Here is a 25441-nt window from a genome sequence, read left to right as displayed (position 1 = left end):
GCGACATTCTGGCTGTTAAATAAAGATAGTGGGCGTAGACACGGGCGCGTGCTCCTGGAGCAAGGTATCCAGAATGTGGCCAGTTTCGTCTGGGTAGTGCACGGGTATGGCGCGGCCCTGGAGCAGCCAGTGGTCGAGCGCGTCGAGGTGCTTGTCCTTCAGGTTTTTGACGACGGGTACGCCCATCTTCGCCAGCGCGGCGGCGTTGCAGGCTTGCTCGTACTGGTTTTTCATGGGCACCACCAGCAGCTTCTTCCCCAGGTACAAGGCCTCGGCAGGCGTTTCGAAGCCGGCGCCGCAGAGCACACCTGCGCTTTGCGCCATGCTGTTGGTGAAAGCCGCGCCGCTCACGGGGCGCACGCGTACGTTGCCGTACTCGGCCTCGCGGGTGCTGTGTTTCGAAAACACCTCCCAACGTACCGTCCGGCTCAGGTAGCGCAACCTGGTTACCAACAATTCTTCCTCGAAAGCAGGCAGGTACACTGTGTAGTGCTCGCGTTGCTCGGGCACCAGCTCCCGCACCTGCCGCCGGATAACGGGCGTGTGAATGCCGGGTGCATACGCCGCAAAATGAAAGCCATAGTGCGCCGTAGCGGGCGCGTAGTGCCGCAGCACCGCCCTACCCACCGGATCGGGGCGCTTGGGGCGGGGCGCGGCGGGGTGCAACACGGCACTCTGGTGACTCAGGGCCACGCATGGCCGGTGGTGCAGCCGGCACGCCCACGCCGAGACCGGCTCGAAGTCGCTGATAATCAAATCGTACTTATCCAGCGGCAGCGAGCGTATTTCGCGCACGAAGGCCGCTGAGTTCAGCTGCCAGAATGTTTTGGCGAAGTTGATACCGCCTTTTTTGCCGAAGATGAAGCCCATGCCGTGGCAGCGGTACTGCACCGGGAAGGGTAGGGAAATATCGGTGGCAGGTCCGCTTACCAGCACATCGAGGTGGCTGGCGCGTTCTTGCAACAGGGGCACGATATCCAGGGAACGACTCAAATGACCATTGCCGGTTCCCTGGATAGCGTAAAGAATGCGGGGCATAGAAGCGTGTTGATTTTCAAGAGGTAAGAAGCTGACGAAGCAACTTCCTACCCCTGAGGAATATTGAATTCAGCCAGTAGGCTCGTAAGCCGAGTGTCGTCTGTGTCGAGGTCATCGGGGTCGGGGAGGGCCGGGAGTTGCATAAGGGGGTCGGTGGCGTAGTGGTAGAGCTGCCAACCGGTGTCGGTGGTGTATTCCAGCGCCGTCAAATTCTCCACCCAGTCGCCGGAGTTGAGATACACTACCTCGCCGCCCTCCGTCGGTATGGGCTTGATAGTAGGCTGATGAATATGCCCGCAGGCCACGTAACGGTAACCCGCATCGGCGGCAATGGTGGCGGCGGTTTGCTCAAAGTCGCCCATTAGGCTCACAGCGCCCTTCACCCGGTTTTTCACCGCCTTCGACAAGGCCACCCGCGGCCGCCCTACCTTCGCCAGCAGAAAATTGACCAGACGATTCAGCAAAATCAGCGTGTCGTAGCCGTGGGCGCCCAGCCGCGCCAGCCAGCGGGCGTGGCGCATGGTCACGTCGAACACGTCGCCGTGAAACAGCCAGGTTTTTCCGTGGGGCAGATCCAGCACCACCTTATTCGCAATGGAAAGCGCCCCGAGGCGAGTGCCGGCAAAGCGGCGCAGCAGCTCGTCGTGGTTGCCGGTGAGGTAGTGAATGCGGGTGCCCTTGGCCAGCAAGCCCGTCAGGTGGCGCACCACGCGCATGTGCGCCGGAGGCCAGTAGTTTTTGCTGAATTGCCAGATGTCGACAATGTCGCCATTGAGTACCAGCACCTTGGGCCGCACGCTGCGCAGATAGCGCAGCAGCTCGGTGGCGTGGCAGCCGTAGGTGCCCAGGTGCACATCAGAAATAACGACTACATCGAGTCGGCGGCGGGGCGTGGCCTTGCTCATCCGATGGCAGGTCGGGACCAGAAACGGGGGCGCAGTTGGCGGGGCGGCAGCTCGTTGGCCCGAAACGGCGAGCGGAAGGCCCGAATGAGGTGCAGGCCGTAGAGTACCACCAGCACCAGCTGGAACAGCACATAGCCCAGCCAGCTCAGTAGCCGGCGCAGGAGCGGAATCGTGGTGGGAGCATGCATAGCGTCAGTCCGTTGATTCAACTCAAAGGTCCTGTTCTACTATGACTTAGGTGTTATGAGGGCGTTACGGTTGTGTCAAGTTCTGGTAGGGAGCACCTCCCCCCCCAGCCCCCTCTCCCTGAGGAGAGGGGGCTGGGGGGGGAGGTCATTGATGGATGATAGAAAATCGTTCGGCTCCCCCTCTCCCCGAGGAGAGGGGGCCGGGGGTGAGGTGCCCGCACGCGCTACCCCCGCTCCAGTAGCCGCTGAGTACGGTCGGGCAGGTCGTAGGCGTCGAGGACTACGAAGCCATCGAGGACATTGCTGAACGCGGGGTCGAGGTTGAAGCCCACGAAGCGGGCGTTCTGACGGATGTAGTGCCGTAGTAGCACCGGCACGCCCAGGCCGCTGGGTTCCAGTGCCCCAATCAGGTGGTTCAGCGCTTCCACGCTGTCGAGGCCCTGTTGCAGGGTAGCCGTTGTGTCAGTGTCGCCGGCGAGGGGGCGGTAGCGGAACTGCTTGCGGGGTCGCACGTGGGCAGCCAGTTCCTCATCGAAACAATGCCGCCGGATGAAATCCACCATCACCGCTTTCGATACCGGTGAGAAACGGTTACTAATACTCACGGGGCCAATTAGGTAGCGGTACTCGGGGTGAGCCGTGAGGTAGGCAGCAATGCCTTTCCAGAGCAGCAGTAAGGGTAAGGGTTGCTGCTGGTACTCGGGCCGCACAAAGGAGCGGCCCAATTCCAGCGACTCGCTCAGCAGGGGCTTCAACCCTTTCTTCAGCCGAAACAATGAGTGCAGGTAGAACCCGCGCCGGCCGTGCTGGTGCAGAATGTTGCGGCCTGGCCCCACGCGGTAGGCTCCTACCAAGCGGCCCGCCCGCCGGTCGTAGAGAAACAGGTGGCGGTAGTAAGTGTCGTAGGAGTCGAGGTCGGTGGGCTGTTGGGTGCCTTCCCCAATTTCCCGAAACGTCAGCTCGCGCAGCCGGCCAATCTCGCGGAGTACGTTGGGGATTTCGCGACTTTTGGCCACGTACACTTCCCATGAGCCGCTTACCAGCACACGTCGTTTGGGGCGCAGGGCAGCTAGCTCCTGGGCAATCAAGATGGCGCAGGTTTCGGCTACCACGGGCTGGGCGCAGGGTAGGGCCACACTGGCTGACACCGCGGCCGAACCCAGAGCGTGTACCTGCGCTTTCAGGAAAGGTAGTAGTTCAGTCGGCGCAAAACGCTGCTGCTCCGTAGGGAGCAATGGGCGGCCCAGACGCACGTGTACCGTGGTGCCCTGCTTGTTGAGCAGCTCGGCGGGTAGGCGCAACGTGCGCAGCAAGGGGTGCAGCAGGCCCAGCCAGCTAAACGACAGGCTATTCTGACCACTCACCCAAATAGGCAGCACGGGCACGTGGGCTGCTAGTAGCAGGCGCTCGGCCGTTGGGTTCCATTCCGGCTCTGCTACCGTCCCGAAGGGTGTAGTACGGTGAGCCACCGCGCCCGCTGGAAACAACAGCAGGGGCACATCATTTTGCAGAAACCGCAGCAGCTTCCGCACACTGGGCACGTTGCGCTGAAACTCGCCCGCGTCGGGCTTCACCAGCACGAGCTGGTCGTGGAGTTGGGCTAGTAGGGGGGCCAGGGCTTCGTTGGCCACGGCCCGCAGCTCGGGGCGCACCTTGCCCAGTACATGCAGCAGCACCAGGCCATCGAGCAGGCCGCTGGGGTGGTTGGCTACGGCCACAAAGGCACCCGTGGTGGGCACGCGACGTAGCTCCGCGGCTTCCACGCGCACTTCAATGCGCAGCTGCGTGAGCACCGCCGCCACAAACTCCAGGCCCGAGCAGTTTTCTACCTCCTTGTACAGACGCTGCAACTGGCGCAGCTGGGCTAGCTGGCGCAGCAACGGAAACGCTACCCGGCGCAGGCGTAGCAGGCGGGCGGAGGGTAGGGGCAGCGGTAAGCCAGAAGATAATTCCATCAACACAAATCCGTGAAAAAAATGAAGCAGCTGCTCGCCCGGCAGGACGCTCAGCGACGCTGGGTATCCCATTGGCGAGCAGCTGCTTGGAGCTACCTCAAACTTCTTCTTTCAGGATTACTTAGGTATGTGCCAGCCTTTACGGAATTGTTATATTTTCTGGTCGCACGCTTGATTTCGTTCAACTACACTTGCCACAGCTGTGCTGCGTGGTACCGGCAAAAAATCCAGGCCATAGGCATGGCCTTGTCTCCAATGTTTGTGATTAGGTGAATGCGCAGATCGGGGGCGCGCTGGACTATTTCTGCTGACTTTGTATATAAGTAGCTATTTCAGATACGCTGCGTGCGCCAGTTGAGTAGGGCCAGGATGCGCTGGTAGCTTAGGAGTAATGAATGGCATGGACACCTGGGTGAGGTTGAGAGGGGTATTGCCGAGCCACTACAGTAGCTGCCTTATGAACTAAGCGGCGCAAGCAGCAAACGTCTACTTCTTCTGCGCCTTTGGGCCGGGCTTCTCGTTGGTTAGCCAGCGGTTCACGGTGTTGTGCTTGCCTTCAAGCACTATCTTGTAGAACTCGCTGGGGTATTGCTTCCGGCTGACAAGCAAGGACTGCTGCCCTAGCGGCGCGGTGCCCAGCAGGGTGTAGGCATCTTGCCCGCCGGTCTGGAAGTTGTTGGTGGGGGTAAGCCATACCTTCACTTTTTCCGCTTTTGCCCCTAGGGCTTTCCACGTGATGCGCAGACTGTCGCCAGCGGCCTGCACCTGCGGCTGGGCCAGCGACACGGAGCCGAGGAGCGGCACACCGTCTAGCTCTCGCTGCGCGGCTTGGGGTAGGGAAAGCCGCAGGTAGCGGGCGACAGTTGGCAGAATATCCACAATACCTACCGGCTGCTGCTGGCGGGCGTAAGTATTCACATCCTTCGTGCTGAGTACCATCCAAGTAGCCCGCTCCCGCGCCGATTGGCCGCCGTGGTGGCGGCCAGTGTTCGGGTCGCGGCCGTGGTCGGTGGTGAGCACCAGCAGCCAGTCTTCCTTGTGCTGTTGCTGGCGGGTCTGCACGGCTTCCCAGAGGCGGCCCACTTGCGCGTCGAGGTAGGCAATAGCCTGTTGCTGCTCAGGACTGTCGCCGTGGCGGTGGCCCATGTCGTCGGTATACTCCAGGTACACCCAGGAGAGGTCGGGTGCGTTGATGGCCAGCGTTTTCGTGGCTTCCTGCACCACCCGCTCATCAATGGCGTGAATGTACTGGCTCTGCTTGTCGTGAGGGTAGGCGACGGTGTCCAGCTCGTAGCCGTCGGCGTGGTAGTCGAGGTGCAGGTTGCCGGTGGCGGCCAGGCCGTCGCCGAGCAGCTTGGTGCGGTTGTCGAGCCAGGTAGAGAAGACGGCGGTTTTACTGGTAGGGCGCTGGTCTTTCAGCAGGCGGAAAATGGTTTTATACTGATAGTTGGGCGCTTTAATGTCGTTGTCCCACACGTTGTGCTTGTAGCCCCAGGTGCCGGTGAGCAGGTCGTTGTAGCCAGGCGCCGAGATGGTTGGCGTTTCGGTGTAGGTGCCCTGGTCGCCGCCCACGTGGGCACGCAGGTAGGTGCCGGCCGCTATCAGCTTGCGAATGTTGGGCGTGGGCGCTTTTTCAAGAACATCGGCCGGAATGCCGTCGGCAATGATGAACACCACCTTGCGGGCGCGCTGCTGCGCGGGCGCCACGTAGGTCAGCAGGAGGGCGAGGAAGAGAAAAGGGTAGGATTTCATGCGGGTGCTGGTGAAAGTCATGCTGGCGGGGCGCCTCACCCCCGGCCCCTCTCCTCAACAGGAGAGGGGGAGCCAGACAATGATGGTCTGCTGTGGGGAGTGGTAGTGGCAGTAGAGACACAATATGTTGTGTCTTGTCGTTGAACGACTTGCAGTGATGCTAGTTAATTATGCAAAGGCAAACGTCAGCAACGACGAAACACAACATATTGTGTTTCTACTTCCCCGTCACGGCCCCTACGGGCTTGCCGGTGGCGGGGGTAGGGGCGTAGGTGAGGCCCAGCAAGCGGGCCAGGGTGGCGGCTACCTGGTTCTGGTAGAGCTGGCCGGTGCGAGCCTCGCCGGTAGCGGGCGTGTCGGGGCCGAGGGCGGCCAGCCAGATCTGGTCGGCGCCAGGCACATCGGCGCCGTGGTCGCGCCATTTGCTGTTGGCAGCGGCCCCGCGGCCGTGGTCGGTGGTGATGAGCAGGGTGGTTTTGCCGCGGTACTGCGGGTCGGTTTGCAGGTAGGCCCAAAGCTGGCGCAAGAACGCATCGGTGTAGTGGGCGGCGTGCAGGTAGGCGCCGTACTCGCCGGCGTGCGCAAACTCATCAGTGTCGCCGAAGCCGATGTAGAGCACCCGCGGCTTCTTACGCTTGAGGTAGGCCAGGGCGTACTGGTCAGTGAACGAGTCGAGGCGCTCGGTGCCGAAGGGACTAGGTGTGACGGGCAGCATCTCATTCAGCAGCGCTTCTTGGGGCGAGAGGCCGGGACCGGGCACGGGGTCCATGCCGGCATTCACGGGCAGGCCGCTGCGTTTGGCGTTGAGAATGGCCGGAAACACGTCCCAAGAGCCAAACGCCGCTACCTTGCCGCGAAACGCCGACTGCTGACTAAGCCACTCCAGCACCGACACGTTGGGGTTGGGTAGTGGGTTGTTGCTGTGAATGCGGGCGTTGTCGGCGGCGCCGGTCAGGATTTCGTTGTAGCCGGGGTAGGAAAACCACTGATTGTTGGTCACGTTCACCTGGCTGCCGGCCTCGCGGTTGCCGTAAAGCTGGCCCTGCTTGGCCACGGTGCCCCACAAAAAGGGCATGAGAACCTGCCGGCGCTGGGCGGCCGTGCCCTGCCCGAACTGCTGTTGCAGGTCGGCGCGGTTGGCGTAGTAGTGCTTGCTTTGGCGAAACAGGCTGGTATCGGCCCCGCCAAATACCTCCTGCCAGCGCATACCGTCCAGGGTTACCAGCACCACATTTTCGGTGCGATGCTGGGGTGTTTGGGCGTGGACAGCAACAGTCAGGCCCAGGCTGAGGAGTAGGGGAAGAAAGGAGCGGGTTAGGTGCATGAGAGGCTGCCGAACTTGGCTGTTAGCTGCTGGCTTTTCGTTGAACAAGGACTAATAGCTCCCATACAACTACTTCAGCAAGTACATCACGCCGTTAATATCGTCGTTCCCACCGAACTGTTGCTCTAAAGCAGCTTCGTAGTTGATTGTGTTGGCGCTGCACTCGGAGGTAGGGTAGCGAAATAGCAGGGCATGCAGCCGCTACTGTCAGTGCCCGTGCCGCCGGTAACCAAGGCTAATGCGGTGGTAATTGTAGTAGGCCTGCAAGCCGGTGTGCTGCAACAGCCAACTGATTCAGCCCGCAAATTTGTCCTTTCTTCTGCGCGAAAGCGTTGTGGTGTGGTTGTGTCTTTGTTAACAAATCAGGCCTTGTGTGTTTGCCTATAGCAAACACACAAGGCCTGTACAAAAGAAGGCAAAAGCAGAGCTTGCCCGGTTCGCTACCAACTCATTTCTCCGAAGCAACCCGGGAAATAGGCAAGCTAGGCACGGCAACGTGCAGCAACTGCTGCCGGCTGTCGTCGGATAGCTCTAGGCTATTGCTGGCAGGGCTCCAGCGCAACACCGGATTCACAGTTTTCAGCAGCTCTATCCAGTCAATGGCTGCATCGGTGGCGCTTGTATGGGCATCTACTTCGGCACGCAGCGAGCCGGCCACTTGCTGCTGCAAGGAGGGCGGTAGGAAAGCAAACGGAGCAAGAATCATAGTTTTTGGGTGATTAGGAGGAGTCGATCAGGAATAGTGCTGTGGGGTAGTAAGTACTACGTTTACCGCACGCAGGAAGTATACGCATGCAGTTAGTTCGCCGCGGCCAGTTTTTCCTGCCGACGGCGGTAACCCTGGTGCGTGCGCTCAAAAATCAGCGGGAAGATGAACAGCGTGAGGATGGTAGACGTCACCAGCCCACCGATAACCACGATGGCCAGCGGCTTCTGCGTTTGCGAGCCGATGCCCGTGCTAATGGCCGCCGGAAACAAGCCGATGGCCGCCATCATGGCCGTCATCAGCACGGGCCGGATGCGTGAAGTCACGCCGTCATAAATGGCCTCGTCGAGCTGCATCTTCTTCTGGATGTTCTGCTTGAACACCGTAATGAGAATCACGCCGTCCTGAATACAGATACCAAACAGGGCAATGAAGCCGATACCAGCCGAGATGCTGAAGTTGGTGCCCGTGAGCAGCAGCGCCGCAATACCGCCCGTAATGGCGAAGGGCACGTTCAACAGCACTAGCCCGGCATCTTTCATATTGCCGAAAAGCACGAACAGGATAAAGAAGATCAGCAGCAGCGAGATGGGCACCACCACGGCCAGGCGCTCGGTGGCCCGCTGCTGGTTTTCGAAGTCGCCGGCCCAGGCATACATGAAGCCTTTGGGTAGGGGCACCCGCGCATTTACTTTCTGCTGCGCCTCTTCGATGGTGGAACCCATGTCGCGGCCACGCACCGAGAATTTGATGGCAATAAACCGCTCGGTGTCGTCGCGGAAGATGAGCGAGGGGCCGGTAAGCAGGTTGATGGTGGCAATTTCGCGCAGCGGAATCTGGGAGCCGTTGAGGGTAGGCACCATCAGGCGGCCAATTTCCTCCTCGGTTTTCCGGAACTCAGGCTGGTAGCGCACCCGGATGCTGAAGCGCCGTTCGCCCTCGTAGAGCTGCGAAGCCTCCTTACCGCCAATGGCCATTTCCACTACCGCGTTAGCGTCGGCCTTGCTCACGCCGTAGCGGGCCATGCGCTGCTCATCCAGCTCTACGTGCAGCTCGGGCTGGCCCAGGTTGCGCACCACGCCCAGGTCTTCGATGCCGCGCACGCCTTTCAGAATGGCGTACACGCTATCGGCTTTCTGGTCGAGGAAGGGCAGGTCGTCGCCGTAAATTTTCACGGCAATCGAGCCCTTCACGCCCGACACAGCCTCCTCCACATTGTCTTGAATGGGTTGCGAGAAGTTGAACACCACCGTGGGCAGAATGGCGTGCAGCTTGTGCTGCATACTATCAATGAGCGCCTCGCGGTAGGCGGGTTTTTTCAGCTCCGGAATCTGCCGGGTTACCACATGGAATTCCACGTTGTAGAAGCCCGTAGGGTCGGTGCCGTCGTTGGGGCGGCCGGTTTGGCTGAGCACTTTCTCTACCTGCCGGAACGAGCCCAGCGTTTTGCGCATATCCTGCGTCAGCTCCACCGATTTCTCCAGCGAAATGCTCATCGGCAGCGAAGCGCGCACGTACAACGAGCCTTCGTCGAGCTGGGGTAGGAACTCGGTGCCCAGCAGCCGGAACGCCCCAATGCCCACCACTAGCCAGATGGCCGCAAAGCTCAGGCTAATAAACTTATTCGCGTACACGCGCCGGAAAATGCGCAGGCTGTTGCGCGTCACGAAGTTGATGAACGGGTTGTTCTTTTCCCGCACGTTCTTCTTGAGCAGCATGCTGGCCAGCACCGGCACCAGCGTGAGCGTGGTAATCAGGGCGCCGAGCAGGGCGAAGCCGAGCGTCCAGGCCAGGGGCGAGAACATCTTGCCCTCTACCTTCTCAAAGGAGAAGATGGGTAGGAGGGCGGTGATGATGATGAGCTTGGCCGTAAAGATGGTTTTGCCCATCTCGGCGCCTGTCTTCCGGATGAGGCGCAACTTGGCCAGGCGGTTGAATTTGTCCATCCCTACCTTGTGCGCTAGGTGGTCGAGGGCCACGAAAATGCCCTCCACCATCACCACGGCCCCATCCACGATGATACCGAAGTCGATGGCGCCCATACTCAGCAGGTTAGCCGACATGCCCTTGAGCCGCAAGCAGATAAAGGCAAACAGCAAGGCCAGCGGAATCACCACCGACACGATAACCGTGGTGCGCCAGTCGGCCATAAACAGGAATACGACCATTGTTACGAGCACGATGCCCTCCACGAGGTTGTGCATCACGGTGCTGGTAGCGAAGCCGATGAGCGTTTCGCGGTTGTAGAACGTCTTGATTTTGACACCGGCCGGCAGCACTTTCTCGTTCAGCTCGGCCACCTTGGCGTTCAGGCGCGTGATGACCTCGGAGGGATTTTCGCCCTTGCGCATCACCACAATGCCCTCTACCACGTCGGGGTTCATATCCAGGCCTACCTGGCCCAGGCGGGGTAGGGCCGACTCGCGCACGTCGGCCACGTTGCGCACCAGAATGGGCGTGCCATTTACGTTCTTGATGATGATGGTGCGGATGTCCTCCATCGTGCTCAGCAGGCCGATGCCGCGCACTACGTAGGCCTCGTCGTTTTTCTCGATGATGTCGCCGCCTACGTTGATGTTGGAGCGCGCCACCGACTCGTACACGTCGAGCGGCGTAATGTCGTACTCGGCCAAACGGCGCGGATTGATGCTGATTTCGTAGCTCTTCACCTCGCCGCCGAAGCTGTTCACGTCGGCCACGCCGGGCACGGCCTTGATGCGGCGGTCAATCACCCAGTCCTGAATGGTTTTCAGCTCGCGCACGTCGTACTTCTCGCTTTCCAGCGTGTAGCGGAAAATCTCGCCGGTGGGGCCGTAGGGCGGCTCCACCTCGGGGTCTACCCCTTCGGGCAGCTCGGCGGAGGGTAGCAGGTTGTTGACTTGCACGCGGGCAAAGGCGTCGTCCACGTCGTCGTCGAACACCACCTTCACCACCGACAAACCGAAGAGCGTAGTCGAACGGATATTGGTTTTCTTCTGGGCCGGGTTCAGGGCCACCTCAATAGGTAGCGTAATGAACTTCTCGATTTCCTCGGCCGAGCGCCCGGGCCACTGCGTGATGATGGTGACCTGGGTGTTGGTGACGTCGGGGAAGGCATCAATAGGCGTGCGGCGGTAGCTATACAGCCCCGCCACCACCACTAAGGCCGTGCAGAAGAAAATAAAGTAGCGGTTCCGGAGCGAAAACCCCAGGATGCCTTGGATGAATTTATGCATAGGAATTAGATGCTATGAGCGGCTGTGACTAGCGTCGCGTGCAGCTAGAGCTAGTTCCCCGCCTCAGATGAGGAGGGGGTAGGGGTGGTTGAAAGGGTAGAAGTAGAGCTAGTCATCGTCCTCACGTCAATTCAACCACCCCTACCCCCTCCTCATCTGAGGCGGGGAACTAGCTCCTAGCTTCTGCTAGCAGTTGCTTCACTATTGATTCAGGGTATGATAGAGCAGCAGCGCGTTGCGCGACACGACTCGTTCGCCGGGCTCTACGCCGCCATTGAGGTAGGTGTGGCCGCCGGCCGTGCCGGCCGTTTCCACGTTGCGGGTTTCGATGTTGTTCCGGTCCTTGAACACGAGCACGTAGCTGCGGCTGCGCTCAAACACCAGCGCCGAGGTGGGCACGCTCAGCTTGCTGGCCCCTGTGGGCGAGGCCACGGTAACGGTAGCGAACATCTCGGGCTTGAGCTTATTGCCGGGGTTTTGCAGCGGCACGCGCACGGTTAGCACCCGGCTGTCGGGGTCGAGGGCGCTGAAGGCCGGGTCGATTTTGCCCTCCGCAGGTTCATCGGGGTAGGCCAGGGTTTTCACCACGGCGGGGGTGCCGGGGCGCACGCGGGCAATGTCGTCTTCGTACACGCTGGCCAGCGCCCACACCGTGTTCAGGTCCGATATAACGAACATGGTCTGGTCGTTATCGGAGCGCAGCTGGGTGCGCGGGTTCACGGTTTTTTCCACCACGAAGCCCGCCGCCGGGGCCTTCACCAGGTAGCGGGCCGCGCCGCCCTGCTGGGTGCCGTAGATGGCCCCTATCTGCCGGTTTTTCTGCACCTCGGCCTGTGCACGGCGCACTTCCTGCTGGGCCAGCTGGTACTCGCGGGCCGAGGCCAGGCCGTCCTCATACAGCTCCTTGGTAGAAGCCAGCTCCTGTCGGGTCTTGGCCAGCTCCACCGTAGCCGTGGTCGACTCGGAGCGGAAGTTGGCAATGTCGGTGCTTTCGATTTCGGCCAGCACCTGCCCGGCCTTCACGTACTGCCCCAGCGTCACGTTCACCTTCGTCACGATGCCGCCCACCAGCGGAAACACCTTGTTCACCCGCGACTCGTCGTAAGCAATTTTGGCGGTCAGCTTCAGCTCGTTAATCACGGGCCGCTGCTGCACGGTATCCAGCGTGATGCGCGCCAGCAGCGAGTCGGAAACGACGGAAGTAGCTGGCTCGGTGGTAGCCGTGGGCGCGTCGGGTGTATGCTCCGAGCAGGCCGCGAGGCTGGCTGCCAGCAGCAGGCCCGGAAATAGATAGCGCATAGAAAAAGTAGTGAGACGTGGCATGGGAAGGGAGTTAGCAATAAAAAGGCAGGTAGGGTAGAAAATGGCTTTGCTAGTCAGCCCGTTATGCGTGGGTGGCGCACGTTGGGGCTAGTAGCTGAACACTTGCTGACCCAGCTGCTCATTGAGCTTGTCGAAGGCGTTGAGGCGCTCGGCGCGGCTCTGGTTGAGCTGAATGACGCTGTCCTTATAGGAATCCAGAAAATCGAGGAATTCCAGCAGGCCGATGGCCTTGCGCTGGTAGCTGCGCAGCACACCGTCGAGCAGCTCGTCGGCATCGGCGAAGTACTCGGGCGGGAAGGCGTCGGAAATGCGCTCAGCTTCCTGAGCTTTGCGGTAGGCCTGCGTCACCTCGTTTACCACTGTGGCCTCCTGCTGACTAAGCAGCTGCTCGCTTCCCTGACGCTGAGCCTCGGCCAGCTTGATGCCGCCCTGGTTGCGATTGAATAGGGGTAGGGGCATGCCCACCGTAAGGCCGGTGTAGTGCTTGCCCACGGCGCCGTTGTGGTCGTAGAACGTGCCTACGGTCAGGTCGGGCACAGCCAGGCTTTTTTGCAGGCGCACGTTCTGCTCCTGCTGGCGCACAGTGGCGGCCGCAGCCTGCAGGTCGGGACGGTTGGCGCGGGCCGTTTCCAGGGCCTGGTCGAGCGGAAGGGTGCTCAAGCGCAGGCTGTTGGGGGCTGCGGCGGGCAGCTCGGGTCGCAGGTAGCGCGGCTGGCGGCTGCCTAGCAGCAGGTTCAGCTCGGCCTGGTCTTCGGAGATGTCGTTGCGCAGGTCTTTCAGCTCGCTTTCCAGCTCGAAGAGCTGCGTTTTCAGGCGCACCACTTCCTTCAGAGCCACGTTGCCGCGCTGGTACTGGCGCTGGGTGATGTTGAGCGTCTGTTGCAGGGCCGCAATCTGCCGGGCATACATGGCTTGCGTCTGCTGGCGGTAGTACAGCGTCACGAAGTTTTCGCGCAGCTCGTAACGCAGGGTGCGCACCAGGTCGGTAAACTCCAGTTCGGCAATGGCTACCCCCGTGCGGGCGTGGTCAACGGCCTTGCGGCGCTTGCCGCCCAGCTGAATCAACTGCTCAATGCCGCCTACCAGCTGAAACCGATCTTCGTTGCCTTCAAAGAAGCGGCCATTGTAGGGGTTGAACACGTTGCGCTCCAGCGAGATTTCCGGGTTGTCGAACAGGCGAGCCTGCACCACTTCGGCCTGGGCCGCCGGAATATTGAACCGCTCTGCCAGCAACGCAAAGTTGGTATTCAGAAAAGCCGCTTCGGCCTGGGGTAGGGTAAGCGCGAGGGTGTCGGTAGCACCTGGGGCCACTACTGCGCCAGGCAGCGCCGGTGCCTGTGCGTGGCTCGGCAAAATACCAAGTAGGCTAACTGCTAAAAAGCTTATAAACAGGTGTATTCGCATAATCTTGGGAGGGTATCCAAAGGACAATGCAAAATTACTTGTTATATATAGGGCAAAGATTACAGGCTTATTAGAAGCGTATTAGAATAAGATTAGAGTGGGAGCTGCCAGCAAGTAAAATCGGTTACGCTGCCGGGCACCGGTCCGACGCCTGCGGCGTTCAACCAGCGATGGTTCAACACTGAGATGCAAATAGGCGTCTCTACGTCCTACCCATCCACCTTCTACACCGCCAGCACCACGCGCATGGTAGTGCCTTTGTGCAGCTCCGATTCTATTTCCAGCGAGGCGCCGTGCAGACTGAAAATGTTGGCGGCCAGGGCCAGCCCTACCCCATATCCACGAAACCCGTGGGCATTGGCCGCCCGGAAAAACGTTTGCCGCACGTGCTGCAAATCGGCCGGCGCAATGCCAATGCCGTTGTCCGCAATGGCGAAGGTCACCTGCCCCGGCGTGTAGGCCAGGGAGCACAGCACGGGGCCTTCTGAGAACTTACACGCGTTGTCGATTAAGTTGCTGAGCGCCAGTCGGAACAGGTGCCGGTCGCCGGGCACAGTCAGCAGGGCCGCGTCTTCGGGCAAGTCGCCCAGGGTGATGCGCACCCGGTCATCTTCCTGCAACAGCGTTGCTTCCTCGCAGGCTTCAAACAGCACCTCATCGAGGCGGATGGTGCCGCCCTCCGGTAGCTGGGCCTCGCCTGACCCAAGCTGTGCCAACTGAAGCAGACGGCTGATAATCTCCTTGAGCTTATGCGCATCGGCGAGGGCCGAGCGAAGCGCGTCGGCGTACGCGTCGGCCGAGCGTGGGCGGGCCAGAGTGATTTCCAGCTCGCCAATCATGGCCGTGAGCGGCGTGCGCAACTCGTGCGAAGCGTTGTTGATGAAGCTCTGCTGCTGCTCGAAAGAGTGCTTCAGGCGTTGCAGCATCAGGTCGAGGGTAGCCGACAGCTCGCCCAGCTCGTCGGGCGGCGGCGTGGGCAGGTTCAGCTGCAAGTCAGACGCACCCACGCGCTGCGCCCGGTGTACCAGCTGACTGATGGGCGCCAGGGCCGTGCGCGCAAACCACCGCCCCAGCACAAAGCTCAGCAGCATCCCCAGTAGCAGCACCCCCACCGATACCAGGCGCAGGTGCGCCAGCCGTTGCTGTCCGGAGCGGTCTACGGCCGTCACCATAATGCAGAAATTGCCCTGGTTGTCGTGGTAGTACACCCCAACCAATTGCTCCTGGCCGTGGTGCTGGCGCACGTAGCGGGTGCGCCGCACCTGGGCCAGCAAGGCCGGCGTAAACGCCTCATTGGGTTGGGTGCCAAAGCGCACGCGGTTCTCATCGTCGTAGATGCTAACAACTTCCTCGTTCAGGTTGCGCTGAAAACGCTTACGCACCCGCTCTATACTGGCCGGGCTTTGCTCGTCGGCCTCCAGGTAGAGGGTAGCTGCGGTGTAGGCGCGCTCTTGCAGGCGCTGCTCGTAGAGCTTGCGCGTGTTTTGCCAAGAAAGGTAGTAAACCATGCCCAGGCCACCCCCCAACAGCAGCCCTACCAGTAGGGTAAATTGCAGCGCCAGTCGATTTCGGATGGTCATGGGAAGGTAGGGAGGTTGTGAAGCGGTGAGTTTGTGAATAAACTCACCACTTCACCATTTCACTATTCAGTATCGCGCAGGCTGTAGCCCATGCCTACCACTGTGTGAATGAGGCGGCGGTTGAAGGGCTTATCGATTTTATTGCGCAGGTAGTTGATGTAGACATCCACCACGTTGGTGCCCGTGTCAAAATTCAGGGCCCATACCTGCTCGGCAATGTAGGTGCGGGAAAGCACTTCGTTTTTGTGCTGTAGCAGCAATTCCAGCAACGAAAACTCCCGGGCCGTGAGGCTGATTTGGGTGTTGCCGCTCCGCACTACCTTGGTGAGGGTGTTCAGCTCCAGGTCGCCGGCTTGCAGCACGGTAGGGCCGTAGTTGGGGTTGGCCCGGCGGGTGAGGGCCCGCACGCGGGCCAGCAGTTCTTTGAACTCGAAGGGCTTCACCACGTAGTCGTCGGCGCCCAGGTTCAGGGCTTCCACTTTGTTGTCGGTAGTGCCCAGGGCCGTGAGCATGAGGATGGGCACGTGCACATCGCGCCGGCGAATCAGCTCGCACAGCTCGTAGCCATTGAAGATGGGTAGGCTGATATCGAGCACAATGATGTCGTACTGCTTGCTCATCGACATTAGGTGGCCCGTTTTGCCGTCGAAAGCCACATCAACCTCGTACTCTTCCTCTTCAAAGCCCTTTTTCAGAACCGTGACTACCTTCAACTCATCTTCTACCAATAAAATCTTCATAAGCTAACTACAACGATACAAACAAAGGAACGGTGATAGTCAGCAACGCGCTGACTATCACCGCCACATGAAGTTTAGGCAAAGGTACGCAGCACGGGGTAGGCGTACATTAGAAGGCTATTAGAGTTGCGCCGGGGGTAGGCACGCTGCTACCATCTCCCGAGTGGCCACTCACTGCCCGGGCGGGGTCAGCTCCTGCAACAGAACGCGCAACTCCTGATTGATCAGGCGCACGGAGGCCTGCAGCTCGTTGAGCATATCGGCGCGCAGGCGCAGGGCATCGGCATCGTAGCGCCCGCCGCCGCCAAAGAGCAGCTGCTGCTGCGCGCGGCCTTTGCGGGAGTCGGGGCGCTCCAACTGGCCGTAGTGTTGCCAGCGGCGGCGGGCGTTGTGCGCCAGCGACGACTGCCCCTGGTTGCTGAAAGCGGGCTCCATGAGTACGTACCACACGGCCGGCGGGTAGGTGTCGGATTGTTTGGTTTCCTGCCAGATATCGGTGAGCATGTTGCGCGGATGCGTGAATACCACACTGGGGTTGGAGGTGAGCGTGAGTACACCCAACGCGGCCGTAGCGATGCCGCCTCCAATCCCGAAAGTATACTGCCCGGTGCGCCCCTCCAGTACGGTAGTAGCAATACCCGACGCTGCTCCAATAGCAATGGAAAGCACTGTGAGGCGCTGCTCGCGCTTATCGGCGTGCTCGGTGAGGTAGCTGGCCACTTGGTCGGCCCGCTCGCCTTCACAGTCCAGCTCGGCGGCCACGCTGGCAATGGTGGTAGAGAGCAGCAGCAAGCGGGTTAGAATGCGTTGCTGCTGCGCCTGGTACTGCTCGCTACGGGCATTGCCGGTGGGGGTGGCGCGCTCCAGGCGCACCAACTCGTGCAGCTGCGGCAACACGCCGGCCGCGTTGGCCAGCAGCAGGCTGCGCCGCGAAAACCGTTTTGGGAGCAGGCTGTCGCGCAGTTGGGGCCGTATGTCGGGTAGGGGGAGGAAAGCCGGGTCGTCGGCAACGAGATTTGGTGGGTCGCAATACCCCGCTTCCACGCGTAGCGACTGGCTCTGCTGCCGCACACCGGCGCAGGAAGAGAGCAGCATCATTGCCAGCACTATGCAGCGTGACCAGGGGTAGGCAAAAGTAGAAAAAGACATACGCTTACCAGGAATGGGAGTAGTACATGATGCCTGATACACAGCATACGGTATTAGCTACCGAAGCGACGCTTGTAGCAGAACAATACTGTGTCCGGCTATGGTGTACGTAGTGGTGCCAGCGGGAAGCGTCCGTTGCTGGTAGCGCACCACGTTGGTGGCGGGCGCTTGCAGCGTATTCATCGAGTCCAGGGAAGGAGCCGTTAGCTCGTGGGCTGTCCAGGTGCCGGTGGTAGGTGCGTCAAGCCGAATGTCGGTGGCTTGGCCGTTGGGCTGCACAATAGCCAGCGTCAGTGTGTTGCCATCGGTCGAGGCAGCCACGTCCAGGTGCTCGGCACCCGCCACGGTGGCAGCCACGCTGGTAGGGCCGCACAGCTTGCGGTACAAAGCCAGGGGGTAGTAGATGGTCTGGCAAATGCTGGTGGTTTCGTTGGTCATGATGGGGGCCAGCACGTTCACGGTCTGCGCCCAGGTGGCTAGGCCGATAGCGGCTGCATTGCGCTGAAACACGTTCAGAAACGCGGCTACACCCAGCGCGTGATTCCAGGTGTAGTCCATTTCCAAGTTGTACGCTCCACGGCCCCCCGACTCCCAGATACCCCATTCATCAATGGCAATCTTCACCGGCTGCTGCCGTGGCGGAAAGCGGTACCACTTGTTAAACGCCTCCACAGCAGGCGGCGCGTAGGCCTTAATCTGAGCAGCCGTGGCTTTGATGCTGGCTTCCATGGCTGCAATGGAGACGAACAGCGAGGCTGGGTCGCCGGGCTTGGAACTGGCGTAGAGGTGCAAGGACAGGTAGTCGCAAATCGGGTGCAACTCTTGCAGGATCTGCTGGTTCCAGTCGGGCTTGTCGCCCACCAGAATTAGCTTGATGGAAGAGTCTTGCAGCTTCATCAGCTTGGCGTAGTACCACGCCTTTTTGATGTAGTCCTGCGGGTTCTGCAGGGTGCCGGCGTCTTCGCGGGCGGCTTCCTCGTTGCCCAAGCCCCAATACTGCACCCGGTAGGGCACGGCGTGACCATTTTTCTGGCGCTGGGTAGCGTAGTAGGTGCCCGTGCCGTTGCAGTATTCCACCCACTCGGCAGCTTCCTCCGCCGTGCCCGTCGACATGTTCACAGTCAGAAACGGGGCTGCTCCCAGCTTCTGGCAGTACTGCATAAACTCGTCCGTGCCCACGTGGTTGTTGTCGAGGCCGCCCCAGATCAGGTTTTTGCGCACTGGTCGGTGCTTGCCCACGCCGTCTTTCCAGTGGTAGATTTTGGTGACGGTGCCGCCGGGGTAGCGCAGCAGCGGGGGCTTCAGCTCCCGTACTTTTTCCAGCACATCAGGTCGGAAACGGTGCTTCCGGTCGTCGTAGATGCCGCCGTAGATGGCCCTACCCAGGTGCTCGATAAACTGACCATAAATAAGAGGCGATATTTCGCCCAGCGGCTGATTCAGGTGTACCGTGAGGGTAGCAGCCGGCGCCTGCCTCCAGTGCCTGAGAGGCCCCGGCACCATGGCGCTGAGCAAAATACCCGTGCTGTTCTTCAAAAACTTTCTTCTCGATGGCTGCTGCATGCGGTTCGGAGGGTAGCGTGGCCCAGGTGAGTAGGGTGGTGGTTGAGCTTGCCAAGTTACGCCGACTAGTATGGAGGACAAGCCGCTAGGCAAGGGTATGGGGCAGTACAGAAGGTTTGGTTCAATGGCGTTGTCTTCCTTTCGCCAGCAACAGCGTTGTATCTTTGTACTCTATGCTATCCGTCAGAATTCCTTCCGTCCGCGACTATTTTCCCTACGAGCCTACCCAGGATCAAGCCCTGCTTTTTCAAAAGCTCGATGCGTTTCTGCGCGACGAGCTGCCTGGCCGCAAAGCGTTTGTGTTGCGCGGCTACGCCGGTACGGGCAAAACCACCGTGGTAAGTGCCCTGGTGCAGTGGCTGCATCAGCGCGGCCGCAAATACACTCTGATGGCGCCTACTGGCCGGGCGGCGAAGGTGATGAGCGTGTACTCGGGGGTAGGGGCCAGCACCATCCACAAAAAAATCTACCGCCAGACTGGTGGTGCTTCTTCCGAGCGCCTCAACTTCCAGCGCCAGCCCAACCGCACCGCCGACATGCTCTACATCGTGGACGAGGCCTCCATGATTTCCGACGAAAAGGCGTTCGGCGAAAACGGCCTGCTCGATGATTTGCTGGGCTACGTGTTCGAGAAGCCTACCAACCGCCTGCTGCTCATCGGCGATACGGCCCAGCTGCCGCCGGTGGGCCAGCTCCTGAGCCCTGCCCTTGACCCCGAGTTGCTGCGCCACCGCTTCCGCGCCGCCGTCGACTCGGTGGAACTGCGCCAGGTGATGCGGCAGGCCGAGGAGTCGGGTATTCTGGTGAATGCCACCATCCTGCGCGAAGAGCTGCGCGAGGAACAGCCGCATATTCAGTTCTTTACCAGCGGCTACCGCGACATTTTCAAGATGGGTGGCGACAAGCTGGAAGACGGTCTGCGTTGGGCATACAAGAACTTCGGCCACGAAAACACCACCATTATTTGCCGCTCCAACAAAAACGCCAACCAGTATAACCAGTACATCCGGCGCATTCTGTTTGAGGCCGAAGATGAGATTGAATCGGGCGACTACCTGATGGTGGTGCGCAACAACTACTTCTGGCTGCCCAACGACTCCGAAATGGGCTTTCTGGCCAATGGCGACTTTGTGCAGGTCACCAAAATCGTGCGCCGCACCGAAGAGTTCGGCTTTCACTTTGCCGATGCCCGCGTGCGCTTCGTGGACTACCCCGACGAGCCCGAGCAGGAGGTGAAGCTGTTACTTGACACCCTGCACACCGAAAGTCCCGCCCTACCCAACGACCGTAACAAAGCCCTCTACGACGCCGTGAGCCTGGATTATGCCCACCTCACCACCAAGCGCGACAAGTCGGCTGCCCTGCGCAAAGACCCGTTCTTAAATGCTTTGCAGGTAAAGTTTGCTTATGCGCTCACCTGCCACAAGGCCCAGGGTGGCCAGTGGCAAGCCGTGTTTGTCGATCATGGTTTCCTGAAAGAGGATATGGTGAACTCTGAATTCGCGCGCTGGCTCTACACGGCCATCACGCGGGCCTCGGAGCGGCTGTTTCTGCTGAATTTCAACCAAAAGCTAATTGCGGATGCGCCGGCAGAGTAAATACTAATGAAATTCTAATCTGTTCTTCTGAACTTCACTAGCCTTACGCCAGTTTAAAGGCCAAACTGGCAAAGTTATTGGCTCCCTGCCCGGAAATCTTAACTTTGTTCTACGCTAACTACCAAACGTTCTAGCATCATGAAAAAGATACTCCTACTTGCCCTGTCGCTCTCGATGGCTGGTTTTGCGGCCCAAGCCCAAACGGCTGCGCCTGCCACTGCGCAAACCAAAGTTGCCGGCCCCAACATTCAGTTTGAAGAGTCGAAGTACGACTTTGGCTCGGTGAAGCAGGGCGATGTGGTAGAGCACACCTTCAGGTTTAAGAACACTGGCACCGCGCCGCTGGTGATTTCCAACATCGGCGTGAGCTGCGGCTGCACTACTCCCGACTGGACCCGCGACCCAGTGATGCCCGGCAAAACCGGCTCCGTAACGGCCAAATTCAACAGCACCGGCAAAATGGGCATGCAGAACAAAGTGCTGACCATCGAGTCGAACTCAGCTGCTGGCAACGCCATGGTAGCATTGGTAGGCGAGGTAAAAGATGCCGCCGCCATGACTACCTCCGCAATGTCTACCGATGGCAAGGAGAAAGCCAAAATTGGCGACGCAAAAATCAAAGCCAAGAAGAAGTCGTAAGGCACGCTGGCTGCTCTTGATGGCCCGGCTCTGCAAAGAGTCGGGCCATTTTTGTTTCTGTCGCGGCCGGTTTTGCGTATACTGTGGCATACTCTATTCACTGCCTCACGCTATGGAACAAAATACCCGCGACGCCCTGGTAGACCATCTGGTTAGCCTCCTGACGGAAGCCAACGCCCACACTACCCTGGAAGAAGCCTGCGCCGATGTGCCGCTGCTGATTTTCAATCACCACGTGCCCGATGTGCCCTACACTATTTGGCAACTGGTAGAGCACATGCGCATTGCGCAGTGGGATATTGTGGAGTTTTCTACGCAGGCGGCGCACCAGTCGCCCAAGTGGCCGGAGGAGTATTGGCCCGCCCGCGACGCCAACGCTACCGAGGAAAAATGGCAGCAAACGCTGGAGCAAATTCGGCATGACCGGGACCGGTTTATTGCCTTGCTGCGCGACCCCGCGCAGGATTTGCTGGCCCCCATTCCGCACGGTACCGGCCAAACGCTGCTGCGCGAGGCCCTGCTTATAGCCGACCATACCGCCTACCACACCGGTGAAGTTGTGCTTATGCGGCGGCTCCTGAAGAATTGGAAGTAGCTGCGCCGCTTGGTGGCAGGTATGCGGAGTTTCTGAAAACCAACAGAATCATTGCTTCACAAACCGCGTCGTAAGGTGGGTATGTTCGTCTGTGTATTGCACCAAGTAGCTGCCACTGGTCAGACTATGCAGATCAAGCTGGGTTTGCCGGGTGCCTAGCGTGCTGACAGAACCTTTGAGCTTGCCGCCCAGCACCGAGAAAATGGCGATAGATGCCCCGCGTCCGGCAGCCGGATGTTCAATAGTCAGTTGGTCTTCCGTCGGGTTGGGATATGCTTGCAACAGCATACTACTGCTTTTGGCCGATTTTGTGCCCGTGACGGTGAGAGCCAGGCTATTGAGGTAGTTTTCCAGGCGAGTGTAGCCGTTGCTGGCCACTTCGTTCCGGTCGCTGGCATCATTCGGGTTCGAGCCCTGGCTCCGCTCCCAGGCATCGGGCATGCCATCGTGGTCGGAGTCGATAGAGGCGGGTAGGGAGTTAAGCGCTGGCCAGGCATGCTGCGAAATGCTGTAGGGCGTACCGTGCGGATACCCCCCTTGCACGTCGATGATGCGGCCGGTACGGGTGCGTACGTTGTTCACAATTCGCTGATCGAGCGTGTCGCGGCGGGGCAGCATGGCGCCCGCACCTGCTAACACCGCTTCATAGGCCACCGTTGCGGTTTGGGTAGTCACCGGTCCCAAGTCAAAGGGCGTTGCTGCTTTGGCCTTCGTAGTATCGGCCAAGCTGCCGCCCTGCATCACCACGCCTTTCCAGTTATCGGCCGTATGCAAGGGGCTGCCATCCACGTAGTTGCCAGTCATGTAAAACTGGCCGTAGGGTAGGGCTGGCGACGTTTGCTTATACGGGTTCAGCACGCGGTAGCGCACGCTGTTGCTGGTTGATGGGCCGTATTTGTAGTAGTTGTTCACCACGTTATAGTTGCCCGCTTCACCGCCATACACGTTGTTGTTGCCCCAGTTATAAATCACGTTGTTGCGGAAATCCACGTTCTCGTAGCCCATGGCCACACCGTAGCGGCTGCCGTTGAAGCGGGGCGTTCGGCTGAGGCAGTGCGCAATCAGGTTGTGATGAAAGGTGGCATGCTGCCCGCCCCAGATACCGCCGTAGCCGTGCCGCTCAAAATCGGTGTCGCCGGTTTCGTAGTGGTAGGAATAGTTCAGCGGCTCGCTGATGATATTCCACTGCGCCGTGATGTTGTCGCCGCCGTAAATGGTGAAGGCCTCGTCGCTGGACCAGCTGATGCTACAATGGTCCACGATAATGTTGCTGACGTTGAGGCCGCCAAAGGCATCGTCGTTGCCGCTGCCATCCACCATGCCTTTGTTCTGGTTTCGGTCGCCCAACCGAAAACGCATGTAACGAACGATCAAGTTATTAGCCGAAAGACTCATCGGGAAATCAGCTATGCAAATGCCATTGCCAGGAGCTGTCTGACCTGCCAGCGTAGTATTGGCCTTATTGATTTTGAGAGGTGAGGCAAGGTGAACGGTGCCCGACACGCGAAACACAATGGTGCGAGCCGCAGCAGGCTGCGAGAGAGCGTAGCGCAAGCTACCGGGGTTATTGTCGTCGTTTAGGTTGGTTACTTCGAAGACAGTGGTAGGCGCGCTGGCCGTGCCCCGGCCACCCGTAGTGAACCGACCGGCACCCTCAGCCCCCGGAAAAGCCACTTGCTGTGCATGGGCGGCCTGGGTGGCAAACAGTAGGCCCAACGCAAACGCCGCGCTCCGTCTCTGCCACAACATAGGGAAAGGAAAAAGTGTAGATAGAAACATAGGGAGCAGACCAGGAAATGGTAAAAAAACGTTGGTCTAATGACATGGCAACGTGCACGCGCGCAGGAAATCTGCCGTGTCGCGATGAATATTACCCACTTGGAACGGCCAATGATTCATACTATCCACGTTTATTTTGCGCAAACGTTGCCGGGAACGTTGTCAACATGCACATAATAATATGCAGTGCATTGTAAGGATGAAAAGGCGCTACACTTCACTGTTTATGGATTTTTCCTAAATATTTGAAATATTATTATAGAAATCGTTTGCATAAGTGATGCTTCTCTTCGTTAGTTTGTCCTATCAAAAATGGATTACCCAGCGCTGCTTTCCACCCAAGCACGCGGGTAACTCACCCAAGACGCCCTTTTCTACAAAAATCCCATCCGCTCCCATCCAAGAAAGCGACGTCGGCCACCCCGACGTCGCTTTTGCGTTTATCCCACTTATATGCGCTGTCCGTCTGTCCGGAAGCACTCGATGCCGTTATCCACTGGCACCATCTTCTAAGAGATGCAGGTTACCTCGCGAGTAGTGTAGAGACTTGCTCCTGAATAAGTAAGAATCAAAAAAGCCTAGCCTGTCATGCTTCGACAAGCGGACGCCAGATGAAGAATGACAAACCAAGCTTTTTTGCGCGGATTATAATTTAAAAACAAGTCCTAGGTATAAACTGATGCCAGTCGGACATCTGTGGCCTCGAACAGCTAAGTGCCGCAGGCGCAAATGCTTACAATTGCCGGGCGGCAAGCAAAAGCGCAATCCAGCCGGCAATAAACAGCAGGCCCCCTAGCGGCGTCACGGCGCCCAGCCATTTGATGCCCGTGAAGCACAGCACGTACAACGACCCGCTGAAAATCAGGATGCCGCCTACCCACAAGCCGGCTGTGGTGCCCAGCAAGCGCAGGTCGGGCCGCACGTGCAGCAGTACGCCCACGGCTAGCAGGGCCAGCGTGTGGTAGAACTGGTAGCGCACAGCGGTTTCAAACGTATCGAAGCGGCCGGTGGCCTCCAGCATGGCGCGCAGGCCGTGCGCGCCAAAGGCTCCAATGCCCACGCCCAGGGCACCGAGCAGGGCAGCAAGTTGTAAAATGAGTCGGGCAGTCATGTTGGTTTTTTGGTTATTGGTTTCTGGTTGTTGGCTCGGCTGCGTTGGCTATTGGTTTTTGATTGGGTTGCGGTTGTTGCTTGCAGAAGCTGGCTATTGGTATCACTAAGCCAAAAACAAACAACTAAGAACCAAGAAAACCAATCAGCCCCGCGCCCCGAAAATAGCGCTGCCTACGCGTACCAGTGTGCTACCCTCTTCAATGGCCAACGGGTAGTCGGCACTCATGCCCATAGAGATTTCCCGGAAATACTCAGCCTCAGCGAAGAAACGGCTCCGAAGCTGCTCGAAGTAGCCGCGCAGCGTCTGAAACTCGCGGCGTAGCTGGGCTTGGTCGTGGGTGAAGGTGGCTACGCCCATTACACCCGTCAGGCGCACGTGGCGGAGCTGCTGGTAGACCTCGGATTGCAGCATTTCTTCCGCTTCCGCGAAGCTGAGTCCAGTTTTGCTCTCCTCGTCGGCAATGTGGAATTGTAATAAGCCATTCACTACCCGGTCGTGCTTGGCGGCTTGTTTCTCTATTTCCAGCAGCAGCTTCAGGCTATCCACGCTCTGGATGGTATGCACGAAGGGCGCCAGGTACTTCACTTTGTTGGTTTGCAGGTGCCCGATGAGGTGCCACTCTACGTCGGTGGGTAGGTCGGGCTGTTTGGCTACCATTTCCTGCACCTTGTTTTCGCCAAACAGCCGGGCACCGGCGTCGTAGGCTTCTTGCAGCTTCGCTACGGGGTGGGTTTTCGTGACGACCACCAGCCGGGCGGTGGTGCCGTGCAGCTCATGTTCAATCTGCTGAATGTTTTCGGCAATGCTCATGCCGCAAAGGTAGGCACTGCCGCCGTGTGGTGCGTGGCGGGGTAGGGAAGGGACCAAGCGTACT

General features: G+C 59.4%; 20 protein-coding genes. 3 read left to right on the top strand and 17 right to left on the bottom strand.

What is annotated here, in order from left to right:
• Positions 1 to 15: 15 nt before the first annotated feature.
• The 14 genes from MUN82_RS11865 to MUN82_RS11800 form a co-directional block, all read right to left on the bottom strand.
• Positions 16 to 1038, bottom strand: a complete 1023-nt coding sequence (locus MUN82_RS11865) for a glycosyltransferase family protein (protein ID WP_245090540.1) — start codon at positions 1036 to 1038, stop codon at positions 16 to 18.
• 47 nt (positions 1039 to 1085) lie between these two features.
• Positions 1086 to 1943: a UDP-2,3-diacylglucosamine diphosphatase gene (locus tag MUN82_RS11860; protein ID WP_245090538.1), complete on the bottom strand. Its 858-nt coding sequence runs from the start codon at positions 1941 to 1943 to the stop codon at positions 1086 to 1088.
• Entirely contained in the window at positions 1940 to 2131 is a 192-nt protein-coding gene (locus MUN82_RS11855) for a hypothetical protein (RefSeq protein WP_245090536.1), read from the bottom strand. The genes MUN82_RS11860 and MUN82_RS11855 overlap by 4 nt, the downstream gene beginning before the upstream one ends.
• A 224-nt stretch (positions 2132 to 2355) precedes the next feature.
• Complete coding sequence (locus MUN82_RS11850) at positions 2356 to 4086, bottom strand: bifunctional lysophospholipid acyltransferase family protein/GNAT family N-acetyltransferase (RefSeq protein WP_245090533.1); 1731 nt, start codon at positions 4084 to 4086, stop codon at positions 2356 to 2358.
• A 486-nt stretch (positions 4087 to 4572) separates the two neighbouring features.
• Positions 4573 to 5838, bottom strand: a complete 1266-nt coding sequence (locus MUN82_RS11845) for an alkaline phosphatase family protein (RefSeq protein WP_245090531.1) — start codon at positions 5836 to 5838, stop codon at positions 4573 to 4575.
• Positions 5839 to 6055: 217 nt separating this feature from the next.
• On the bottom strand, positions 6056 to 7162 hold the full coding sequence (locus MUN82_RS11840; protein ID WP_245090529.1) for a sulfatase-like hydrolase/transferase: 1107 nt from the start codon (positions 7160 to 7162) through the stop codon (positions 6056 to 6058).
• Positions 7163 to 7610: 448 nt separating this feature from the next.
• A complete protein-coding gene (locus tag MUN82_RS11835; RefSeq protein WP_245090527.1) occupies positions 7611 to 7868 on the bottom strand; it encodes a hypothetical protein in 258 nt (85 codons plus the stop codon).
• A gap of 92 nt (positions 7869 to 7960) precedes the next feature.
• Positions 7961 to 11083, bottom strand: a complete 3123-nt coding sequence (locus MUN82_RS11830) for an efflux RND transporter permease subunit (protein WP_245090525.1) — start codon at positions 11081 to 11083, stop codon at positions 7961 to 7963.
• Between the two features lie 201 nt (positions 11084 to 11284).
• Positions 11285 to 12382, bottom strand: coding sequence for an efflux RND transporter periplasmic adaptor subunit (locus tag MUN82_RS11825; RefSeq protein ID WP_245090523.1), 1098 nt, complete (start codon positions 12380 to 12382; stop codon positions 11285 to 11287).
• A gap of 111 nt (positions 12383 to 12493) precedes the next feature.
• On the bottom strand, positions 12494 to 13759 hold the full coding sequence (locus MUN82_RS11820; protein ID WP_245090521.1) for a TolC family protein: 1266 nt from the start codon (positions 13757 to 13759) through the stop codon (positions 12494 to 12496).
• 275 nt (positions 13760 to 14034) lie between these two features.
• The gene (locus MUN82_RS11815) at positions 14035 to 15390 is read right to left on the bottom strand and encodes a HAMP domain-containing sensor histidine kinase (RefSeq protein ID WP_245090519.1); all 1356 of its coding nucleotides are present in this window, start codon (positions 15388 to 15390) and stop codon (positions 14035 to 14037) included.
• A 62-nt stretch (positions 15391 to 15452) separates the two neighbouring features.
• Positions 15453 to 16130 (bottom strand): response regulator, encoded by a 678-nt coding sequence (locus MUN82_RS11810; protein WP_245090516.1) that lies wholly within the window; start codon positions 16128 to 16130, stop codon positions 15453 to 15455.
• Positions 16131 to 16301: 171 nt separating this feature from the next.
• Positions 16302 to 17279, bottom strand: a complete 978-nt coding sequence (locus tag MUN82_RS11805; protein ID WP_245090513.1) for a hypothetical protein — start codon at positions 17277 to 17279, stop codon at positions 16302 to 16304.
• 57 nt (positions 17280 to 17336) lie between these two features.
• Entirely contained in the window at positions 17337 to 18842 is a 1506-nt protein-coding gene (locus MUN82_RS11800) for an alpha-L-arabinofuranosidase family protein (protein WP_245090510.1), read from the bottom strand.
• 173 nt (positions 18843 to 19015) lie between these two features.
• On the opposite strand from MUN82_RS11800, the gene MUN82_RS11795 reads away from it, so the two are divergent.
• From MUN82_RS11795 to MUN82_RS11785, 3 genes are all read left to right on the top strand, one after another.
• Positions 19016 to 20440 (top strand): ATP-dependent DNA helicase, encoded by a 1425-nt coding sequence (locus MUN82_RS11795; RefSeq protein WP_245090506.1) that lies wholly within the window; start codon positions 19016 to 19018, stop codon positions 20438 to 20440.
• Positions 20441 to 20578: 138 nt separating this feature from the next.
• A complete protein-coding gene (locus MUN82_RS11790; protein ID WP_245090503.1) occupies positions 20579 to 21079 on the top strand; it encodes a DUF1573 domain-containing protein in 501 nt (166 codons plus the stop codon).
• A 112-nt stretch (positions 21080 to 21191) separates the two neighbouring features.
• A complete protein-coding gene (locus tag MUN82_RS11785; protein WP_245090501.1) occupies positions 21192 to 21674 on the top strand; it encodes a DinB family protein in 483 nt (160 codons plus the stop codon).
• Between the two features lie 48 nt (positions 21675 to 21722).
• Here the strand turns inward: MUN82_RS11785 and MUN82_RS11780 are convergent, their stop codons facing one another.
• The 3 genes from MUN82_RS11780 to MUN82_RS11770 form a co-directional block, all read right to left on the bottom strand.
• Complete coding sequence (locus tag MUN82_RS11780; RefSeq protein ID WP_245090498.1) at positions 21723 to 23423, bottom strand: T9SS type A sorting domain-containing protein; 1701 nt, start codon at positions 23421 to 23423, stop codon at positions 21723 to 21725.
• A gap of 763 nt (positions 23424 to 24186) precedes the next feature.
• Positions 24187 to 24564: a DUF423 domain-containing protein gene (locus tag MUN82_RS11775; protein WP_245090485.1), complete on the bottom strand. Its 378-nt coding sequence runs from the start codon at positions 24562 to 24564 to the stop codon at positions 24187 to 24189.
• A 144-nt stretch (positions 24565 to 24708) separates the two neighbouring features.
• Complete coding sequence (locus MUN82_RS11770; RefSeq protein WP_245090483.1) at positions 24709 to 25377, bottom strand: YggS family pyridoxal phosphate-dependent enzyme; 669 nt, start codon at positions 25375 to 25377, stop codon at positions 24709 to 24711.
• Between the last annotated feature and the right edge of the window lie 64 nt (positions 25378 to 25441).

The sequence above is a fragment of the Hymenobacter aerilatus genome (assembly GCF_022921095.1).
GTDB classification, from domain to species: Bacteria; Bacteroidota; Bacteroidia; order Cytophagales; family Hymenobacteraceae; genus Hymenobacter; species Hymenobacter aerilatus.
Note: the sequence above shows the minus strand (reverse complement) of the source record. Positions and strands in the feature narration are given on the sequence as shown.

Bases quoted from the DNA above. Each gene is read 5' to 3' on its own strand.
- MUN82_RS11865 (WP_245090540.1), bottom strand. From the start codon at position 1,038: ATGCCCCGCATTCTTTACGCTATCCAGGGAACCGGCAATGGTCATTTG.
- MUN82_RS11860 (WP_245090538.1), bottom strand. From the start codon at position 1,943: ATGAGCAAGGCCACGCCCCGCCGCCGACTCGATGTAGTCGTTATTTCT.
- MUN82_RS11855 (WP_245090536.1), bottom strand. From the start codon at position 2,131: ATGCATGCTCCCACCACGATTCCGCTCCTGCGCCGGCTACTGAGCTGG.
- MUN82_RS11850 (WP_245090533.1), bottom strand. From the start codon at position 4,086: ATGGAATTATCTTCTGGCTTACCGCTGCCCCTACCCTCCGCCCGCCTG.
- MUN82_RS11845 (WP_245090531.1), bottom strand. From the start codon at position 5,838: ATGAAATCCTACCCTTTTCTCTTCCTCGCCCTCCTGCTGACCTACGTG.
- MUN82_RS11840 (WP_245090529.1), bottom strand. From the start codon at position 7,162: ATGCACCTAACCCGCTCCTTTCTTCCCCTACTCCTCAGCCTGGGCCTG.
- MUN82_RS11835 (WP_245090527.1), bottom strand. From the start codon at position 7,868: ATGATTCTTGCTCCGTTTGCTTTCCTACCGCCCTCCTTGCAGCAGCAA.
- MUN82_RS11830 (WP_245090525.1), bottom strand. From the start codon at position 11,083: ATGCATAAATTCATCCAAGGCATCCTGGGGTTTTCGCTCCGGAACCGC.
- MUN82_RS11825 (WP_245090523.1), bottom strand. From the start codon at position 12,382: ATGCGCTATCTATTTCCGGGCCTGCTGCTGGCAGCCAGCCTCGCGGCC.
- MUN82_RS11815 (WP_245090519.1), bottom strand. From the start codon at position 15,390: ATGACCATCCGAAATCGACTGGCGCTGCAATTTACCCTACTGGTAGGG.
- MUN82_RS11810 (WP_245090516.1), bottom strand. From the start codon at position 16,130: ATGAAGATTTTATTGGTAGAAGATGAGTTGAAGGTAGTCACGGTTCTG.
- MUN82_RS11805 (WP_245090513.1), bottom strand. From the start codon at position 17,279: ATGTCTTTTTCTACTTTTGCCTACCCCTGGTCACGCTGCATAGTGCTG.
- MUN82_RS11800 (WP_245090510.1), bottom strand. From the start codon at position 18,842: ATGCAGCAGCCATCGAGAAGAAAGTTTTTGAAGAACAGCACGGGTATT.
- MUN82_RS11795 (WP_245090506.1), top strand. From the start codon at position 19,016: ATGCTATCCGTCAGAATTCCTTCCGTCCGCGACTATTTTCCCTACGAG.
- MUN82_RS11790 (WP_245090503.1), top strand. From the start codon at position 20,579: ATGAAAAAGATACTCCTACTTGCCCTGTCGCTCTCGATGGCTGGTTTT.
- MUN82_RS11785 (WP_245090501.1), top strand. From the start codon at position 21,192: ATGGAACAAAATACCCGCGACGCCCTGGTAGACCATCTGGTTAGCCTC.
- MUN82_RS11780 (WP_245090498.1), bottom strand. From the start codon at position 23,423: ATGTTGTGGCAGAGACGGAGCGCGGCGTTTGCGTTGGGCCTACTGTTT.
- MUN82_RS11775 (WP_245090485.1), bottom strand. From the start codon at position 24,564: ATGACTGCCCGACTCATTTTACAACTTGCTGCCCTGCTCGGTGCCCTG.
- MUN82_RS11770 (WP_245090483.1), bottom strand. From the start codon at position 25,377: ATGAGCATTGCCGAAAACATTCAGCAGATTGAACATGAGCTGCACGGC.